General features: G+C 64.4%; 18 protein-coding genes. 5 read left to right on the forward strand and 13 right to left on the reverse strand.

Annotated elements, in window-relative coordinates:
- Positions 1–62: 62 nt before the first annotated feature.
- The 8 genes from ACVMDN_RS26310 to ACVMDN_RS26345 all read right to left on the reverse strand — a co-directional run bounded on the left by ACVMDN_RS26310 (position 63) and on the right by ACVMDN_RS26345 (position 6,933).
- Positions 63–497, reverse strand: a complete 435-nt coding sequence (locus tag ACVMDN_RS26310; RefSeq protein WP_349629120.1) for a GFA family protein — start codon at positions 495–497, stop codon at positions 63–65.
- A complete protein-coding gene (locus ACVMDN_RS26315) occupies positions 494–1,090 on the reverse strand; it encodes a class I SAM-dependent methyltransferase (RefSeq protein WP_076824004.1) in 597 nt (198 codons plus the stop codon). Before ACVMDN_RS26315 ends, ACVMDN_RS26310 begins: the two co-directional genes overlap by 4 nt.
- Before the next feature lie 3 nt (positions 1,091–1,093).
- Positions 1,094–3,190: a glycine--tRNA ligase subunit beta gene (gene glyS / locus ACVMDN_RS26320; RefSeq protein WP_057014923.1), complete on the reverse strand. Its 2,097-nt coding sequence runs from the start codon at positions 3,188–3,190 to the stop codon at positions 1,094–1,096.
- The gene (locus ACVMDN_RS26325) at positions 3,190–4,125 is read right to left on the reverse strand and encodes a glycine--tRNA ligase subunit alpha (protein ID WP_057014922.1); all 936 of its coding nucleotides are present in this window, start codon (positions 4,123–4,125) and stop codon (positions 3,190–3,192) included. Before ACVMDN_RS26325 ends, glyS begins: the two co-directional genes overlap by 1 nt.
- A 244-nt stretch (positions 4,126–4,369) precedes the next feature.
- Positions 4,370–4,561: a hypothetical protein gene (locus ACVMDN_RS26330; protein WP_026193154.1), complete on the reverse strand. Its 192-nt coding sequence runs from the start codon at positions 4,559–4,561 to the stop codon at positions 4,370–4,372.
- Between the two features lie 116 nt (positions 4,562–4,677).
- Positions 4,678–5,589 carry a S49 family peptidase gene (locus ACVMDN_RS26335; RefSeq protein ID WP_076824002.1) on the reverse strand — a complete coding sequence of 304 codons (912 nt, stop codon included), beginning with the start codon at positions 5,587–5,589 and terminating at the stop codon, positions 4,678–4,680.
- A gap of 296 nt (positions 5,590–5,885) precedes the next feature.
- A complete protein-coding gene (locus tag ACVMDN_RS26340) occupies positions 5,886–6,689 on the reverse strand; it encodes a tRNA1(Val) (adenine(37)-N6)-methyltransferase (RefSeq protein ID WP_076824000.1) in 804 nt (267 codons plus the stop codon).
- 16 nt (positions 6,690–6,705) lie between these two features.
- Entirely contained in the window at positions 6,706–6,933 is a 228-nt protein-coding gene (locus tag ACVMDN_RS26345; protein WP_456834839.1) for a putative signal transducing protein, read from the reverse strand.
- Positions 6,934–7,068: 135 nt separating this feature from the next.
- Here ACVMDN_RS26345 and ACVMDN_RS26350 point away from each other — a divergent pair, with 135 nt between their 5' ends.
- Positions 7,069–8,079, forward strand: coding sequence for a polyprenyl synthetase family protein (locus ACVMDN_RS26350; protein ID WP_057015096.1), 1,011 nt, complete (start codon positions 7,069–7,071; stop codon positions 8,077–8,079).
- Positions 8,080–8,256: 177 nt separating this feature from the next.
- Here the strand turns inward: ACVMDN_RS26350 and ACVMDN_RS26355 are convergent, their stop codons facing one another.
- The gene (locus tag ACVMDN_RS26355) at positions 8,257–9,096 is read right to left on the reverse strand and encodes an AraC family transcriptional regulator (RefSeq protein WP_057014919.1); all 840 of its coding nucleotides are present in this window, start codon (positions 9,094–9,096) and stop codon (positions 8,257–8,259) included.
- A gap of 238 nt (positions 9,097–9,334) precedes the next feature.
- Here ACVMDN_RS26355 and ACVMDN_RS26360 point away from each other — a divergent pair, with 238 nt between their 5' ends.
- Both ACVMDN_RS26360 and ACVMDN_RS26365 read left to right on the forward strand, forming a co-directional pair.
- A complete protein-coding gene (locus ACVMDN_RS26360) occupies positions 9,335–10,576 on the forward strand; it encodes an ABC transporter substrate-binding protein (RefSeq protein WP_076823997.1) in 1,242 nt (413 codons plus the stop codon).
- 223 nt (positions 10,577–10,799) lie between these two features.
- The gene (locus ACVMDN_RS26365) at positions 10,800–11,903 is read left to right on the forward strand and encodes a mandelate racemase/muconate lactonizing enzyme family protein (RefSeq protein WP_076823995.1); all 1,104 of its coding nucleotides are present in this window, start codon (positions 10,800–10,802) and stop codon (positions 11,901–11,903) included.
- 177 nt (positions 11,904–12,080) lie between these two features.
- Here ACVMDN_RS26365 and ACVMDN_RS26370 read toward each other — a convergent pair whose 3' ends face one another.
- Entirely contained in the window at positions 12,081–12,452 is a 372-nt protein-coding gene (locus ACVMDN_RS26370) for a hypothetical protein (protein WP_057014916.1), read from the reverse strand.
- A gap of 194 nt (positions 12,453–12,646) precedes the next feature.
- On the opposite strand from ACVMDN_RS26370, the gene ACVMDN_RS26375 reads away from it, so the two are divergent.
- On the forward strand, positions 12,647–12,871 hold the full coding sequence (locus ACVMDN_RS26375) for a hypothetical protein (protein ID WP_057014915.1): 225 nt from the start codon (positions 12,647–12,649) through the stop codon (positions 12,869–12,871).
- Between the two features lie 90 nt (positions 12,872–12,961).
- On the opposite strand, the gene ACVMDN_RS26380 is transcribed toward ACVMDN_RS26375, so the two are convergent.
- The 3 genes from ACVMDN_RS26380 to ACVMDN_RS26390 all read right to left on the reverse strand — a co-directional run bounded on the left by ACVMDN_RS26380 (position 12,962) and on the right by ACVMDN_RS26390 (position 14,541).
- Positions 12,962–13,099, reverse strand: coding sequence for a hypothetical protein (locus tag ACVMDN_RS26380; RefSeq protein ID WP_168857487.1), 138 nt, complete (start codon positions 13,097–13,099; stop codon positions 12,962–12,964).
- A gap of 31 nt (positions 13,100–13,130) precedes the next feature.
- Positions 13,131–13,565 carry a cupin domain-containing protein gene (locus ACVMDN_RS26385; RefSeq protein ID WP_057014914.1) on the reverse strand — a complete coding sequence of 145 codons (435 nt, stop codon included), beginning with the start codon at positions 13,563–13,565 and terminating at the stop codon, positions 13,131–13,133.
- A gap of 319 nt (positions 13,566–13,884) precedes the next feature.
- Positions 13,885–14,541, reverse strand: coding sequence for a glutathione S-transferase (locus ACVMDN_RS26390; RefSeq protein WP_057014913.1), 657 nt, complete (start codon positions 14,539–14,541; stop codon positions 13,885–13,887).
- A gap of 173 nt (positions 14,542–14,714) precedes the next feature.
- Here ACVMDN_RS26390 and ACVMDN_RS26395 point away from each other — a divergent pair, with 173 nt between their 5' ends.
- A complete protein-coding gene (locus tag ACVMDN_RS26395; protein WP_141342657.1) occupies positions 14,715–15,938 on the forward strand; it encodes a polyhydroxyalkanoate depolymerase in 1,224 nt (407 codons plus the stop codon).
- Positions 15,939–16,275 lie beyond the last annotated feature (337 nt).

Consider the following 16,275-nt stretch of genomic DNA (forward strand, 5'->3'; position numbering starts at 1 on the left):
ATTGGCGCGAGGGGCGATGTCTTAAGAAATCGTTGCTTTGTCAGGACCTTCGCAGGGCATGGTTAACAAATTGCAAATTGTGTCGAAATATTTCCAGCGCGACGCAAATCGCTGCGGCGGTGGTCTATTTGTCGACGACCCAGGCGTGGCGGCGCTGCGTGAAGACCGATTGCGACGGTGCGGGAAAATCGGGGTCCGCGAAGGCGCCGACCGCAACGCCGATCAGGTCCGGCGCGACCGGGCTCCCAATAGACCGACGATCCGCAATTCGGGCAGAAATGAAACACCACGGCAGATCCACTGCCGCCGATGCGGCTGTATTCGCGCGCCTCGCCCTGCGGCTCGACGTCAGCGCGCGGAAAGAACGCCGCGACGCCATAGGTGCTGCCGGTTCGCTTCTGACACTCCAGGCAATGACACAGCGCTACTGTGGTGGGCTCGCCCTGGCAGGTGACGCGGAGCTGTCCGCAGGCGCATGTCGCGAGCCGCGCCATCATCGCCCGCCCTTGCTGGCGACCAGCCGGTGAATGACCTTGCCGGACGATGCGCTGACGACCTCCGCGTCGAGCAGCAACTCGGCCGCCGCCAGCTCGGCCCGCACCAGCGCGGTATCGAACGCCGCGTAAAGCCGGCCATGCGCATCGCGCGCATCGTCACCTCTGGTCACGCGCCAGCTCAGATAGAAGATGCCGCCGGGCTTCACGATATCGAACATGCGACGGACCGACGGCGCGATCAGCGCGTGATCGAGATGCATGATCACGGTCTCGCAGAGCACATTGTCGAAGCTGCCGGAGGCGGTGCCGGACAGGTCCGGCAGCTCGGCGCGGGCAAAGCGCAGCGCCGGATAGCGGGCGCAGGCTTCCGCGAGCAGGCCCCCGGAGGCGTCGAAGCCTTCGGCCGGAAAGCCGTTGGCATTGAGCCAAGCCACCTCGCGGCCGCTGCCGCAGCCGATATCGGCGGTCGCGCCGCCCCGGATGAAGAACCGCGTGACGATGTCGTGCAGATCGACCGGGGCCGGCTGTTCGTGCCAGTCCTGCGCAAACGCCGCCGCATCCTTGTCGTAAGCGGCGAGCGTTGCGCGGTCCATCGATCAGCCCTCGATCCTGGAGAAGTCCGCAACCGCGCGCGTCGCAGCGCGGATCTCGTTGAGCAGCTTGAGGCGGTTTTCGCGCACCTTCGGATCGTCGTCGTTGACCTTGACCTTGTCGAAGAACGCATCGACCGCCGGACGCAGCTTGGCCATCGCGCTCATCGCGCCGGCGAAGTCTTCCTTGGCGACGGCGGCGGAGGCCTCGGCCTTCACCTGGTCGATCGCCTTGGCCAGCGTCTTCTCTTCGTCGAGCGTGTAGAGCGCGGCGTCAGGCGCGCCGTCGAAGGTCCGCTTGTCCCTCTTCTCCTCGATCGCGAGAATGTTGCTGGCGCGTTTCGTGCCAGCGAGCAGGTTTTTGCCGTCGTCGCTGTCGAGGAATTTGCCGAGCGCCTCGACGCGCCGGACGACGAGCAGCAGATCGTCCTGGCCACCAAGCGAGAACACGGCATCGACGAGATCGTGGCGCGCGCCCTGATCGCGCAGCTGGACCTTCAGGCGGTCGGCAAAGAAGGCTAGCAGATCGTTCGGCAGCGTTTCGGCATCGGCCTTGAGCGACAATCCGAGCAACGCGGATTTGGCCGTCTTCAGGATCGGCAGGCGCAGCGTATTCTCGACGATCAGCCTGATCGCGCCGAGCGCTGCCCGGCGCAGCGCGAACGGGTCCTTCGAACCCGTCGGCTTCTCATCGATCGCCCAGAATCCGGCGAGCGTGTCCAGCTTGTCCGCCAGCGCGACCGCGACGCTGACCGGATCGGTCGGCACGCGATCGGTCGGCCCCTGCGGCTTCCAGTGGTCCTCGCTCGCGGCGGCGACGGACGCATCCTCGCCCTGCGCCAGCGCGTAGTACTTGCCCATCAGGCCCTGCAACTCCGGGAATTCGCCGACCACTTCGGTCAGCAAATCGGCCTTCGCGAGGCGCGCGGCGCGCCTGGTCTTCGCGACGTCGGCGCCGACCAGCGGCGCGATCTCGGCGGCGAGCCGCTCGATCCGCTTGATACGCTCCGCCTGGGTGCCGAGCTTCTCGTGGAACACGATCTGCTCGAACTTCGGCAGCCGGTCTTCCAGCTTGGTCTTCAGATCGGTCTCGTAGAAGAATTTTGCGTCGGACAGCCGCGGACGGATCACGCGCTCATTGCCGGCGACGATGGTCTTGCCGCCGTCGGGCGCCTCGATATTGGCGGTCAGCACGAACTTGTTGGTCAGCTTGCCCGTCTTGGGATCCCTGACCACGAAGCACTTCTGGTTGTTGCGGATGGTGGCGCGGATCACTTCGTCGGGGATCGACAGGTATTGCTCCTCGAACGATCCCATCATCACGACCGGCCATTCGACGAGGCCCGAAACCTCGTCGACCAGTACCTGATCCTCGACCAGTTCGAGGCCCTGCGCGAACGCCAGCTCCTTGGCGTCCTCGAGGATGATGTCCTTGCGCGCCTGCGGATCGAGGATCACCTTCGCGGCCTTCAGCTTGGCCTCGTAATCCTCGAAGCGGCGCACGGAGATCGCACCCGGCGCCATGAAGCGATGGCCATAGGTGGTCTGCCCGGCCTCGATGCCGTCGACGGAGAACTTGACGATGTCGGGCTCCTCGGTCTCCAGACCGAAGGTCGCGGTGATGGCGTGCAGCGGGCGCACCCAGGTGAGCGAGCCTGATTTCGCCGAGCGCGCGCCCCAGCGCATCGATTTCGGCCAGGGGAAGGTCCGGATAATCACCGGCAGCATTTCCGCGATCACGTCGATCGCGGCACGGCCGGGCTTTTCGATGAGCGCAATGTAGAAGTCGCCCTTCGCATCTTTCTGGACCTTTGCTTCATCCAGCGACGTGAGACCGGTCGCTTTCAGAAAGCCCTGCACCGCCGCATCAGGGGCGCCGATCTTCGGGCCGCGACGTTCGGTCTTCAAATCGGGCTGGCGCGCGGGAATGCCGTGCACGGTGAGCGCAAGACGGCGCGGGGTCGCGAATGCCTTGGCGCCCTCATACACCAGGCCTTCAGCGACCAGCTTGTCGGTCACCATGCGGCGCAGATCGTCGGCCGCTTTCGCCTGCATGCGCGCGGGAATTTCTTCGGAGAACAGTTCGAGGAGAAGATCGGGCATCAGACCGCCCTGCCCGTTTCAGTGTGGATCCATGCCTCGCCGCAGGCCTTCGCCAGGTCGCGCACGCGGGCGATGTAGCTCTGCCGCTCCGTCACCGAGATGACCCCGCGGGCGTCGAGCAGGTTGAACACGTGGCTCGCCTTGATGCACTGGTCGTAGGCCGGCAAGGCCATCAGATGTTCCTTTTGATTCCCACCCTCACGCCAGCCGGCGGCGAGATATTTGCGGCAGGCCTCCTCGGCCATCCTGAACTGCTCGAACAGCATCGCGGTGTCGGCGTGCTCGAAATTGTGTCGTGAGTATTCCTGCTCGGCCTGCAGGAAGACGTCGCCATAGGTCACCTTCTCGGCGCCCTCGCGGCCGTTGAAGTTGAGGTCGTAGACGCGGTCGACGCCCTGCACATACATCGCGAGCCGCTCGAGTCCGTAGGTAAGCTCGCCCGCGACTGGCGCGCATTCGACGCCGGCGACCTGCTGGAAGTAGGTGAACTGCGACACTTCCATGCCGTCGCACCAGCACTCCCAGCCGAGGCCCCAGGCGCCGAGGGTCGGGCTTTCCCAGTCGTCCTCGACGAAGCGGATGTCGTGGACGGCGGCGTCGATCCCGATCGCGGCTAGCGACTTCAGGTACAGGTCCTGAAGGTTCGGCGGCGACGGCTTCATGATCACCTGGAACTGGTAGTAGTGCTGGAGGCGGTTGGGGTTTTCGCCGTAGCGGCCGTCCTTGGGCCGCCGCGAGGGCTGCACATAGGCCGCGTTCCAGGGTTTTGGCCCCAGCGCACGCAGCGTGGTCGCGGGATGGAAGGTGCCGGCGCCCATTTCCATGTCGTAGGGCTGCAGGATGACGCAACCCTGCTCGGCCCAGAACCGCTGGAGGGCCAGGATGAAGCCCTGGAACGAACGTTCCGGGCGCATGTGGTCAGGCAGGGCGTCCATCGTTGGAATCGATCTCGCGAGGGGGTGTGAGGCGCGCGGGACCGTATCGGCGGCAGCCAATGGAATCAAGGCGATGGGGGATGTTTCTGCACCTCGCCCCGCTTGCGGGGAGAGGTCGAAATTCGCGCGCAGCGCGCATTTCGGGTGAGGGGACTCTCCGCGAACTTAGGTCTTTCGAATCTGCGGAAACAGCCCCTCACCCCGGCCCTCTTCCCGCAAGCGCGGGGCGAGGGAGATCCAAGCCCTAGCCCGGGCGATAGGCCCCGGTCACGGGGTCGCGGCGCAGGGTCTTGATTTCGCCCGCGCGGGTGGCCTCGGCCACGCGGGACAATCGCGCCTCTTCGAGTTCCTGGTTGATCCGGACGGCCGTCTTGTACGCCCAGCGGACCACGGCCAAGCTTCCCAAGACGCCTGCGAATGCAATCAGCGGCGGCATCGGTCGATCCTTGTCGTTCACGTCTGTCAGGCCCCCAATGACGGGCATTCTCGCGCAAGGCGGCCTGCGCCGCAATCGCGGTTTTGGGGCTAAATGGCGCGCTCACATCCCTGTGTTCACAGCCCGAATCTGGCCCAAATCGCCCGGGTTTCCAGCGCCGAGATCACCTCGTCCGGCAGCGCGGCCAGCCCGTCCAGCGCCGCCAGCGACCCTGCCCCCGGCGCCCGCCGGCCGAGCAGGCCGGACAGCAAGCCGCTGGCCGGCGCAATCACCGGGGTCAGCACCTTGTCGCCATAGCGGGCCCGTAGCGTGGAGCGGATGTCGCCGATGCCGTCGGCGAGCCCGAGACCGATCGCGGTATCGCCGGCCCAGTATTCACCGGTGAACAGCATGTCGTCGGCGCCCTTGAGGCGGCTGCCGCGGCTCTGCTTCACCAGCGTGATGAAGATCGCATGGATCTCGCGCTGGATCGCCTTCAGCCGGGCGACGTCGTCGGGGTTCTCGGGAAGGAACGGATCGAGCATCGCCTTGTGGCTGCCCGCCGTATACAGCCGGCGCTCGACCCCGATCTTCTTGATCAGCCCCTCCAGGCCAAAGCTGCCGCCGACCACGCCGATCGAGCCGAGGATCGAGGACGGGTCGCAATAGATCTCGTCGCCCGCGCAGGCGATCATGTAGCCGCCGGAGGCCGCGACGTCCTCGACGAACACCAGCACCGGCAGCTTCTTCTCGGCGGCGAGTTGCCGGATGCGCAGATAGATCTGCCGCGACTGCACCGGCGAGCCGCCCGGCGAATTGATCACCAGCGCCACCGCCTTGGCATTCCGCGTGCCAAAGGCGCGCTCCAGCATCTTGGCGACGCCGGAGAGTGTCATGCCGGGCCGCAGCGGCGTCACCGCGCCGATCACGCCTGCCAGCCGCACCACCGGCACGACGGCCGCGCCGCGCCTGAAGCGCGCCGGCAACACTGCCTGCACGCGTTCGAGCAGTCCCGAACGTCCAGCGTGATCACTTATTTGTTCACTCATGCCGTTACCTCGAATTAACCACTTTTTATCACGCCACTGTCATTGGAATCCGTGGAACGCGTTTTGCATTTTGTCATTGGGGCTGCAATGCGCGGGCGGAGAGGGACTCATGAAAATCTATCTGCTGATTTTGCTGATCGGTACACTCCTGGCGGCGATCCACTTCACGTCCACGCCGGACCGCCAGTCGGAAACGGCTTCGCAGTGATTTAGTGCCTCTGACGACGTGGGCAGCATGCCTGCCCGCTAAAGCGCAATGCCATCGCGCCTTGGCTTCTTGTTCGAGCATGATCGTTTTAGCGCCGCGCCAGCGGCAATTCCCCCTTCCCAGCCAACACCTCCTGCACCCATTTATTGGGCACGCCTGACTCTTCATTGAGCAGCAGTGGGGCATGGAGCCGCGTCGGCGCCCGGCCGCCCTTGGTCGCCTGCACCAGGATTCGGATCGCCGGCGACGTCCCGTCACCGTGAACCGGCAGGATCTCGAGGCTGCCAAAACCGCGGTCCAGCGCGGCCAGCACCTCGGCAATGCCGTCGGCCCGCCAGATCAGCGCAAGCTGCCCGTTCGACCTGAGAATTCGCCGCGCCGCGTGAACCCAGCCGGCCAGCGTGGTCGCGGTCGCGACGTGGGCGCGCTCGCGCACACCGTCCGGCGAGGCGCGGTGCCGCGACGGATCATTGAACGGCGGGTTCATCAGCACGACGTCGGCGCTATCCGGCCCGAGGCCGGCATCGTCGAAGGCCGCGGCACCGGCTTCGACATCAAGCACGATCACGTTCGCCAGGATCGCGTTGGTGCCGGCATTATTCCGCGCAAGCTCGGCCAGGGCCGGGTCGATTTCGACCAGAACGAGATCGATCCCCCTTACCCGCCGCGCCACGGCCAGTCCGGCCGCGCCGACGCCGGAGCCGAGATCGACGACGCGGTCGCCTGGTCGAGCCGGCGTCGCTGCGGCGAGCAGGATCGCGTCATGGCCGGCGCGGTGGCCGCTGCGGGGTTGCCGCAGGCGCAATTGGCCACCGAGAAATCGGTCTTCGGTGATCCCGGCGGCCGCAGACTCGCTTTTTGACGCGTTTTCTTCACGCGAACCGGGGCCCATTTCGCTCGAAAACGCTCTAGTCATTGGCCCGCAATTCGTGGCCGAGGCCGGCATCGGTCAGGAGCTGGCGGGCCTCGTGGTTGTCGTCCTCATGCACCAGGATCCGGCGTGGCAAGACGCCGAGCGAGCCCTCGATGATGCTCATGTTCTGGTCCAGCACCAGATGATGGATGTTAGCGCTGTCGAGCAGCGCGCCGATGGCGGAGACCAGCACCATGTCATTGGTCCGTACCAATTCCCGCAAAATACGCTCTCCTGTCGCCCCGGCAGTGCGGCACTTGCGCCACATGTCAATAACTTGATGGCCTTGCCGCTGCACCGCTCAGTTTCTATTGTTATAGCTGAGCATAGTGCGTATTCGGCAAAATTGGAGACCAGCGTGGCGGTTATTGTACCCTTCGAAAGCCCGTCCAATGCTTCGATCGACGGGCTGGTGGGACTTCTCGCCGCCGACATGGAGCGCGTCAACGCGACGATCCTTTCGCGGACCGGCTCCGAGGTCACCATGATCCCCGAGGTCGCCAATCACCTGATCTCCTCCGGGGGCAAGCGGTTGCGCCCGATGCTGACGCTGGCAATGGCCCAGCTCGCGGACTATTCCGGCGACGGCCATATCAAGCTCGCCGCCGCGGTCGAGTTCATGCACACCGCGACCCTGCTGCATGACGACGTGGTCGACGAGAGCGAGCTGCGCCGCGGCAAATTGTCCGCGCGGATGCTGTGGGGCAACGAGGCCAGCGTGCTGGTCGGCGACTTCCTGCTCGGCCAGGCGTTCCGGATGATGGTCGAGGTCGGCTCGCTCCGCGCACTCGACATCCTCTCCGCCGCCGCCGCCACCATCGCCGAGGGCGAGGTGATGCAGCTTGCCGCCGCCAAGAACACCGCGACCACCGAGGACGAATATCTCGCCGTGATCCGCGGCAAGACCGCGGAGCTGTTCGCCGCCGCCTGCGAGGTCGGCCCCGTGATCGCCAACCGTCCGAAGGCCGAGCAGACCGCCTGCCGTTCGGTCGGCATGAATCTCGGCATCGCCTTCCAGCTCGTCGACGACGTGCTCGACTATGGCGGCAAATCCGCAAAACTCGGCAAGAATGTCGGCGACGATTTCCGCGAGGGCAAGATCACGCTCCCGGTGGTGCTCGCCTTCCGCCGCGGCAATGATACCGAACGCAAGTTCTGGATCCGCGCGCTGGAGCGCGGCGAGATCGGATCGGCCGACCTCGACCACGCGATCGGACTGATGACCAAGCACCGCGCCCTCGAAGACACCATCAGCCGCGCCCAGCACTACGGCGCGATGGCGGTCGACGCGCTGGCGCTGTTCCCGCCCTCGCCGATGAAGACCGCGCTGGAAGAGGTCGTCGCGTTCTGCCTGGCGCGCTCTCATTGATCTAGGCGCTCGCGAACAACAAGACGGTGTCATCCCTGCGAAAGCAGGGACCCATACTCCGCGGCGAGAGTTGTAGGCGGGTCTCGTCATTCCAGCGTCACGCAAATAACAAGCATCGGTGGTCATGGGTCCCAGCTTTCGCGGGGGCGACACCAGGGTTTGCTGCACCGGCGCCCGCTACTCCTTCACCGGCACCCAGATCTCCAGCCCGCCATTGCCGGTACTCGCATCGAACTTCTCGTCGTAGCGCTCGAAGTTCGGCGCGTCCGCGACCTTCATGCCGGATTGCGGCAGCCAGCGATTCCAGATCGTGTTGACGGTGCGGCGGATGGTCGAGATGTGGTCGGCGTGGGTGAACACGACGTATTTCTGCTCGGGAATGCGGACGCGCGCGAACTCGCGCGGCAGGTCGGAGAAATCGGCGACCTCGACGCCGGCGATGTAATCGAAATTGCCGGCATCGTCGCCGTTGCAGCAGACGCCATAGGCGACGTTGCCGACTTGGCGGGGGATATGCGCGCATTGCTGGTGGAAGCCCTGCCACTGGTTCGGAATGCCGGCATCGCTGCCATTGCCGTGGTTGTAACGCTCGCCGATGCCGGCGACGAGGAACGCCTTCCCGGTGGCGATGCGCGGCGGATCGATGTGGTCGAGAGCTGTCGAGATCATGGTGATCGGCTCCTGGAGATTGAGTGTCGTCAGACACGTTGTCGCGCGCACCGTCTCGGGCGTGACGCCGAAATGGTCGCGAAACGCGCGGGTGAATGCTTCGTGGGAGCCGTAATCCGCATCCAGCGCGAGGCTGAGAATATCGGGCGCACCGGCCGCAAGTTGGCGCGCGGCTTCGCTGAGCCGCCGGGCCCGCACATAACGCATCACCGAGAACCCGGTCGCCTCCGCGAACGCCCGTACCAGATGGAAGCGCGAGACGCCGGCTACGGCGGCAATCTCGTCGAGCGTCAGCGGCGCGCCGAGATGGCTTTCGATATACCAGAGCGCCTTCTGGGCTGGATTCATGGATGACGGCTTTCCTGCAAAGCTCGGGCATCATGCACGGCGGCCGCGCGCGGCATTTGACAGTCCTTGCTGCCCGACGGCGAAACCGCGGTTCCGCTCCACGGAAATTTACCCGCAAAGCCGTCGCTGGCAACAATGTTGCAATCGTGCATACTCGCCAACGCATCGATCCGACGGCTCATCAAGCTGCCCGATAATCAAGACTGCAAGAGCCGCGGCCAGCATGTCAGGGAGGACAATGATGCACCACCAACGCTTGAGCTATGCCAACTGCGTCAAATCAGCGGCGCTTGCGGGGCTTTTGACGATCGCCGTCGCCAGCGCCGCCAACGCGCAGAAGAAATACGATCCGGGCGCAACCGACACCGAGATCAAGGTCGGCAACATCATGCCCTATTCCGGTCCGGCGTCGGCCTACGCCACGATCGGCAAGACCGAAGCCGCCTATTTCAGCAAGCTCAACAGCGAAGGCGGCATCAACGGCCGCAAGGTCAACTTCATCTCCTACGATGACGCCTACTCGCCGCCGAAGATGGTCGAGCAGGCCCGCAAGCTGGTCGAGAGCGACGAGGTGCTCCTGATCTTCAATCCGCTGGGCACGCCGGGCAATACCGCGATCCAGAAATACATGAACGCCAAGAAGGTGCCGCAGTTGTTCGTGTCCACCGGCGCGGCCAAGTGGAATGATCCGAAGAACTTCCCGTGGACCATGGGCTGGCAGCCGAGCTACCAGGTCGAAGCGCGCATCTATGCCAAGTACATTCTGCAGAACTATCCGGGCAAGACCATCGGCGTGCTCTATCAGAACGACGATTTCGGCAAGGACTATCTGATCGGCCTGCACGACGGGCTCGGCGACCAGGCCAAGAAGCTGATCGTCGTCGAATCCTCCTACGAGACTTCGTCACCGACGGTGGATTCGCAGATCGTGCAGATCAAGGGCGCCAACCCTGACATCTTCGTCAACATTGCAACGCCGAAATTCGCGGCGCAGGCGATCAAGAAAGCCGCCGAGCTCGACTGGCATCCGGTGCAGTTCCTGACCAACGTCTCCGGCTCGATCGGCGGCGTGATGAAGCCGGCCGGCTATGAAGCGAGCCAGGGCGTGCTGTCCACGGCGTATCTCAAGGACCCCAAGGATACCGAGTGGAAGAACGATCCGGCGATGACCGAGTGGCGCGCCTTCATGACCAAGTGGTATCCCGAAGGCGACCTCGACGACGCCGCCACCGTATTCGGCTATGGTGTCGCCAAGGGGCTCGAGCAGGTGCTGCGGCAATGCGGCGACAATCTCACCCGCGAGAACCTGATGAAGCAGGCGGCCAGCCTCAACTTCGAGATCGGCATCTATCTGCCCGGCACCAAGATCAAGACCGGGCCGGACGACTATGCGCCGATCGAGCAGCTGCAGATGATGCGCTTCAAGGGCGAGAGCTGGGAGCGGTTCGGCCCCATCATGAGCGGCGAGAAGAGCAGTTGAGGGCTTTCCTCCACAACTTTGCGGTTCGTGATGCCCGGCCGTGCGCCGGGCATCCACGTCTTCGACATGATTCACGAGCAAGACTTGTCGCAAGCAAGACTCGTTACGAGCAAGATTTGCGATGGCCGGAACCCAGACCAGCCGAAGCGACGCCGTTCTTCAGGCTCAAGTGTCCGGCCACCACGAATTCCAGGCACATCCTGCGATCGGAAGGACAACAACAATGAAAATCACCGACGTCCGCGCCCACCATATCCGCATTCCCTACGACGCCGGGCCCGCGAGCTTCCGCCAGGGAGCTTCCGCGATCTCGGCGCTCGACATGGTGCTGGTCGAGGTTTCGACCGATGCCGGCCTCACCGGCTGGGGCGATGCCTTCGCCTATGTCTGCCCGAAGACGAGCTGCACGGCGGTGGCCGAGATGATCGCGCCGCAGGCCCGCGGCCTCGAGGTGCCCGACGCCGCCAGTATCCCCGCCGCGATGGAGCAGATCCAGCGCAACCTCCATCTGTTCGGCCGCTACGGCATCACGATGTTTGCGATCTCGGCGCTCGACATCGCGCTGTGGGATCTCGCCGGCAAGGTGAAGGGCGTGCCGCTGCATCAACTGATCGGCGGCGCGAAGCGGAGCACGATCCCGGCCTATGCGAGCCTGATGCGAATCGGCAATCCGGCGCACATCGCCGCCGAATGCAAGAAGGCGATCAAGCTGGGCTATTCCGCGATCAAGCTGCACGAGACCACCGTGCCCGCGGTCGCCGCCGCGCGCGAGGCGATCGGCCCTGACGTGCCGCTGATGGTCGACATGAACTGCCCGCTGGACGGACCCGCGGCGATCCAGTTCGCGCGCGACTGCAAGCAGGCCGCGCCGCTGTTCCTGGAGGAGCCGGTCTGGCCGCCGGAGGATTTTGCGACGCTCGCCGAGGTGCGCAGAGAAGGCCGGCTCGATATCGCGGCCGGCGAGAACGCCTGCACCGTGCATCAATTCCGCCAGATGATGACCGCGGGCGCGGTCAGTCACGCGCAGCCCTCCGTGATCAAGGTCGGCGGCATCACCGAATTCCTGAGGGTGGCCGTCCTCGCCGACGAGTTCGGCGTCCAGGTGATTCCGCACTCGCCCTATTTCGGGCCGGGCTTCCTCGCCACGCTGCATCTGATGGCGATCCGCGACGCGGGGCTGATCGAGGTGTTCTTCATGAAGCGTCCGGCCTGCCTGTGGGGCGATCGCATCGACGTCGACGCCAACGGCCATGTCGCCGTGCCGCAGGGCCCCGGCCTCGGCTACGAGCCGGATCGCGACGTGATGGAGCAGCATCGGGTGGCGTGAGGAGCCCGGCTCGTTCCATCGTCATTGCGAGGAGCTCGCGACAAAATTGCAAAGCAATTTTGCGCTGAAGCGACGAATCAATCCATCGTTCCGCACGCGCGGTGGGATGGATTGCTTCGCGGAGCCTGTCATCCGGCGGCGCTTCGCGCCGACCGGGTGGCGCGCAATGACGATTTCCTACTTCGTCCCGTCCTTCGCGGCGGGCGCGGCGTCCTTCGCCGGCGGCGCGTCGGCCTTCTTCTTCAGGTCCTCGGTCAGCTTGACCTGCGCTGTTTGCAGATCGGTGACGAGCTTCTGCAAGTTCGCGACCGAACTCTGCAAGCTCACGATCTGCCGGTTGGCGGCATCGAGCTTCTGTTGATGATCCGATGTGAGCTTGTTGATCGTCTTCTGCAGGAAATCGACATTGCTCTGCAAACAGCTCGTGCGCCGCTCCATGGTTTTCTCGACGGTGCAGATCTCGATGCCGGGAACGTCCTGCGCATGCGCGGTTCCGGCGACGCCGAGTGCGAGCGGTGCCAGCAAGGCGAGAACAAAACGAGCGGTCATCGGCGTCTCCAGGCAAATGCGTCATTCACAGTTTTGTGCTCGCGACGCTGAAAGCGAGGCAGACATACCACACTGAAACCGCATTCAGGCGGTGTGCTTCACCCATTACGGGACTACTCGTGGGGACGGGGGCCTTCGGAACTTGTTTGGTTCGATCCCTTTTGGCTCGACCTTGGGCAGTGGAGACAGATCGCATGGCAACGCGCGAAAAACGGATGGCGCAATTCGATGGCAATGGCGAACCGGCGCCGGAACAGCGCGTGGAAGTACTTTGTGAGGATCATAGCGGAACGTATCAGCTGCCGTTCGCCTGCCGCTTCGTCAACGGCCAGTGGCGCAATGACAACACCGGCGGCGCGCTGGAAGCCAACGTCATCGCATGGCGGATGCCGCGCGAGAAGCAGGCAGGCGTGGCCTGAGGCCGGCATCGGTGCGCGCTGTTTCAAAACGCGACGCGCGCGCACCGTGTCTTAAGATTTGGAACGCGGGTGGAACGAACCGCGTCCGAATCACTGATCGAGCAACGTACTGCGTTGTTCACGGCTAGATGTGGCCATCAGCCCGAGGCTGCGCACCACATACAGAAGCATGACGATCGGCCGCAGCCAGCGGCCGATAACAAAGGTTAACTCTTCCGCAGACGACATCGCGATCCCTCCTCTCTGTCCGCCCGGGCGATCATTTCCACGGCGTGATCGGCGGCACCGCTTCGGTCGCCGGCGGCACATCCACAGTCTTGAAATCGGCTGGGCTGACGATCTCGAGGTATTCCATGTCCTTCGAGTAATCGAACAAATAGTGGGTGATGCCGGGACGCTGATGGATGACGTCGCCGGCCTCGACCAGCGTCTCCTTGTCCTCGTACATGAAGCGCGCCCAGCCCTTGGTCATGATGACGATCTGAAAATCGCACAGATGCTTGTGCCAGCCGGTGCCCTGCTCCGGCGGCATATCGGGATTGGCCTTGACCAGGTGGCAGATCACCTGCCCGCTGGTGGCATCGGCGATGCCGAGATCGCGATACAGGAAGAAGTCGCGCAGACCTCCGCCCTTGAACTCGGTGTCACCGGGTTTGACGTGGGAGAATTTGCTGACGACGGCGTGCTGGTTCATTTCAAGCCTCCACGGTTCTCGTGTTCGCGAGATCGCGGCGCGGCTCAGCGTCCAAATTTTCGGCAGCGTCGCATCGTCGCGGTCACAGCTCGGTCATGCCATGCGAAATCCTTGCCAGCCGGGTTAGGCTGCGGCGAACCGTCTCGCCATGCGCTGATATCGCCGCAGAAGCATTTGGAGCGAGGCACGAATTTGCGCCTCAGTGGCTGTCGCGCGGGTCCGGCGCGCATGCCGGTGCCCGACGCCGGCGGCACGTCTATTGAGCAAGGCTTGCCTCGTGCTTGAGCCGCCGATGCAGGCAGGCCGGGCCGGGCGCTGCCTAATATTCGACCTCGAGCTCCTCGACGTCGGCCGGCTCCGCCTTCGCGGCCTCGATCCATTCCTGCATCTCGGGCATCGTCATGATGGTGCTGGCATACACCGCAAGCGCAGGCTCGAGCTTGACGTCATAGGTCATGAAGCGGGTCACGACCGGCGCATACATCGCGTCCGCCATGGTGCGGCGTTCGCCGAACAGGAACGGCCCGCCCGATGCGCCGAGGCAGTCGCGCCAGATGGTGCAGACGCGATCGATGTCGGCCTGCGCCCGCGACCAGATCTTGAAGCCGGGGAAATGGCCCTTGAGATTGACCGGCAGCGACGAGCGCAGCGTGGTGAAGCCGGAATGGATTTCGCCCGAGATCGAGCGGCAATGCGCGCGCTGAATCCGGTCTTCCGGCAACAGCCCGGCATGCGGCATGATCTCGTTGAGATACTCGCCGATCGCGAGCGTATCCCAGACCGTCGCACCGTCGTGGCGCAGGCAGGGCACCAGGATCGAGGACGACAGCAGCAGCAGCTCGGCGCGGGCCGACGGGTCGTCGGGCGCGGTGACCACCTCCTCGAACTCCAGCCCGGCGAATGTCGTCAGCAGCCAGCCGCGCAACGACCAGGAGGAGTAATTCTTGCTGCTGATGGTCAGTGTCGCTTTCGCCATATCGGTCCCTCACGCCTGAACGCGTCCTCAGCTCCCCGATATCGCGCGCCGGTTCAGCCGCCGCGCATCCGGAGCCATCAGCTTTTGCAGCAAGCCACGTGCCAATTTGCTGGGCGACCGGCCCGCCTCTGGCGTCGATATTGCATGGCAAGCCAGGCCACGGGTGGATGCGTATGATGTCAATGATGTACCAAGCCTATCAGAACCACATGGACCTCACGGCGCCATGGCGGACCGGGGCTGCAGCGGCGCTGAAATACCTCAATCTGGTGCCGCAGGGCGCCGCTGACCGGATGTATGGCCGGCTCGCGGCCGCGCTCGAGCTGATCTCGCGCTCCAGCCTGACCTACGCGCGGCCCCCTTATGGCATCGGCAGCGTGACCGTCGGCAACAGGGAATTGCAGGTGACCGAGGAGGTTGCCTATGCGACGCCGTTCGGCTCGCTGCTGCATTTCAGGAAGGTGGACGGCCCGGAGCAGCCGCGGCTGCTCTTGGTGGCGCCGATGTCCGGGCATTTTGCCACGCTGCTGCGAGGCACCGTAAAAACGCTGCTGCAGGACCATGACGTCTACATCACCGACTGGCACAATCCGCGCGACATCCCGCGCAGCAAGGGCCGCTTCGGGCTCGAGGACTACACCGACCATTTGATCGACTTCCTCGGCCGGCTCGGCCCGCGCGCGCATATGGTGGCGATCTGCCAGCCCTCGGTGTCGGCGCTCGCCGCCGCCGCGATCATGTCGGAGGACAATCATCCGGCGCGGCCGGCCTCGCTCACCCTGATGGCCGGGCCGATCGACACGCGGATCCAGCCGACCAAGGTGAACGAATTCGCCAAGAGCAAGCCGATCAAATGGTTCGAGGATAATCTGATCAACTACGTGCCCATGCAGTGCAAGGGCGCGTTGCGCCAGGTCTATCCCGGCTTCGTGCAGCTCACGGCGTTCGTGTCGATGAATCTGGAGCGTCACATCAAGCAGCACATCGATCTGGCCGATCATCTCGCCAAGGGCGAGACCGCCAAGGCCGCGGTGATCAAGACCTTCTACGACGAATATTTCGCGGTCATGGACCTGCCGGCGGAGTTTTACATCGAGACGGTGCGCGATGTGTTTCAGGAGCATCTGTTGCCGCAGGGCATGCTGATGCATCGCGGCCGCCCGGTGAATCCGGCGGCGATCCGGCGCATGGGGTTGATGACGGTGGAAGGCGAGAAGGACGACATCTGCTCGATCGGCCAGACGCTCGCCGCGCAAGACCTCTGCACCGGAGTCCGCACCTATCGCAAGGTGCATCACATGCAGGCCGGCGTCGGCCATTACGGCGTGTTTTCCGGCAAGCGCTGGAACAACGAGATCTATCCCTTGCTGCGCGATTTCGTGCATGTGAATTCGTGACAGATTCCCCGTAGCCCGGATGAAGCGAAGCGCAATCCGGGAAAGTGCTTCCGCGGAAATGCCGGCCTTGGATTTCGCTCCGCTTCATCCGGGCTTCTGTAACGGGCCTTGGTTAGTCAATCCCTTTTCGCGTCATCCACTCGCCGGGCACTTGCTTCTGTACGGGATCGGCGCGAAGGCCGTCGCCTGATGGGGTGCATTGAGGAGCCGGCCGGCCAATCTACGGATTGCGTGGTCGTGAGCCACTTCCCGGATGGCGGCCTGACCGGATCCATCGTCCCAGCGGAGGGACTTCGCTCGGGGAGAGCCTGGTGTCGTGGCCCGCCCGGAACCGATT

This window comes from Bradyrhizobium sp. USDA 4510 (assembly GCF_054059095.1).

Bases quoted from the DNA above. Each gene is read 5' to 3' on its own strand.
- ACVMDN_RS26355 (WP_057014919.1), bottom strand. From the start codon at position 9,096: ATGAATCCAGCCCAGAAGGCGCTCTGGTATATCGAAAGCCATCTCGGC.
- ACVMDN_RS26315 (WP_076824004.1), bottom strand. From the start codon at position 1,090: ATGGACCGCGCAACGCTCGCCGCTTACGACAAGGATGCGGCGGCGTTT.
- ACVMDN_RS26335 (WP_076824002.1), bottom strand. From the start codon at position 5,589: ATGAGTGAACAAATAAGTGATCACGCTGGACGTTCGGGACTGCTCGAA.
- ACVMDN_RS26380 (WP_168857487.1), bottom strand. From the start codon at position 13,099: ATGTCGTCTGCGGAAGAGTTAACCTTTGTTATCGGCCGCTGGCTGCGG.
- glyS (WP_057014923.1), bottom strand. From the start codon at position 3,190: ATGCCCGATCTTCTCCTCGAACTGTTCTCCGAAGAAATTCCCGCGCGC.
- ACVMDN_RS26325 (WP_057014922.1), bottom strand. From the start codon at position 4,125: ATGGACGCCCTGCCTGACCACATGCGCCCGGAACGTTCGTTCCAGGGC.
- ACVMDN_RS26310 (WP_349629120.1), bottom strand. From the start codon at position 497: ATGATGGCGCGGCTCGCGACATGCGCCTGCGGACAGCTCCGCGTCACC.
- ACVMDN_RS26385 (WP_057014914.1), bottom strand. From the start codon at position 13,565: ATGAACCAGCACGCCGTCGTCAGCAAATTCTCCCACGTCAAACCCGGT.
- ACVMDN_RS26360 (WP_076823997.1), top strand. From the start codon at position 9,335: ATGATGCACCACCAACGCTTGAGCTATGCCAACTGCGTCAAATCAGCG.
- ACVMDN_RS26365 (WP_076823995.1), top strand. From the start codon at position 10,800: ATGAAAATCACCGACGTCCGCGCCCACCATATCCGCATTCCCTACGAC.
- ACVMDN_RS26340 (WP_076824000.1), bottom strand. From the start codon at position 6,689: ATGGGCCCCGGTTCGCGTGAAGAAAACGCGTCAAAAAGCGAGTCTGCG.
- ACVMDN_RS26370 (WP_057014916.1), bottom strand. From the start codon at position 12,452: ATGACCGCTCGTTTTGTTCTCGCCTTGCTGGCACCGCTCGCACTCGGC.
- ACVMDN_RS26375 (WP_057014915.1), top strand. From the start codon at position 12,647: ATGGCAACGCGCGAAAAACGGATGGCGCAATTCGATGGCAATGGCGAA.
- ACVMDN_RS26395 (WP_141342657.1), top strand. From the start codon at position 14,715: ATGATGTCAATGATGTACCAAGCCTATCAGAACCACATGGACCTCACG.
- ACVMDN_RS26330 (WP_026193154.1), bottom strand. From the start codon at position 4,561: ATGCCGCCGCTGATTGCATTCGCAGGCGTCTTGGGAAGCTTGGCCGTG.
- ACVMDN_RS26390 (WP_057014913.1), bottom strand. From the start codon at position 14,541: ATGGCGAAAGCGACACTGACCATCAGCAGCAAGAATTACTCCTCCTGG.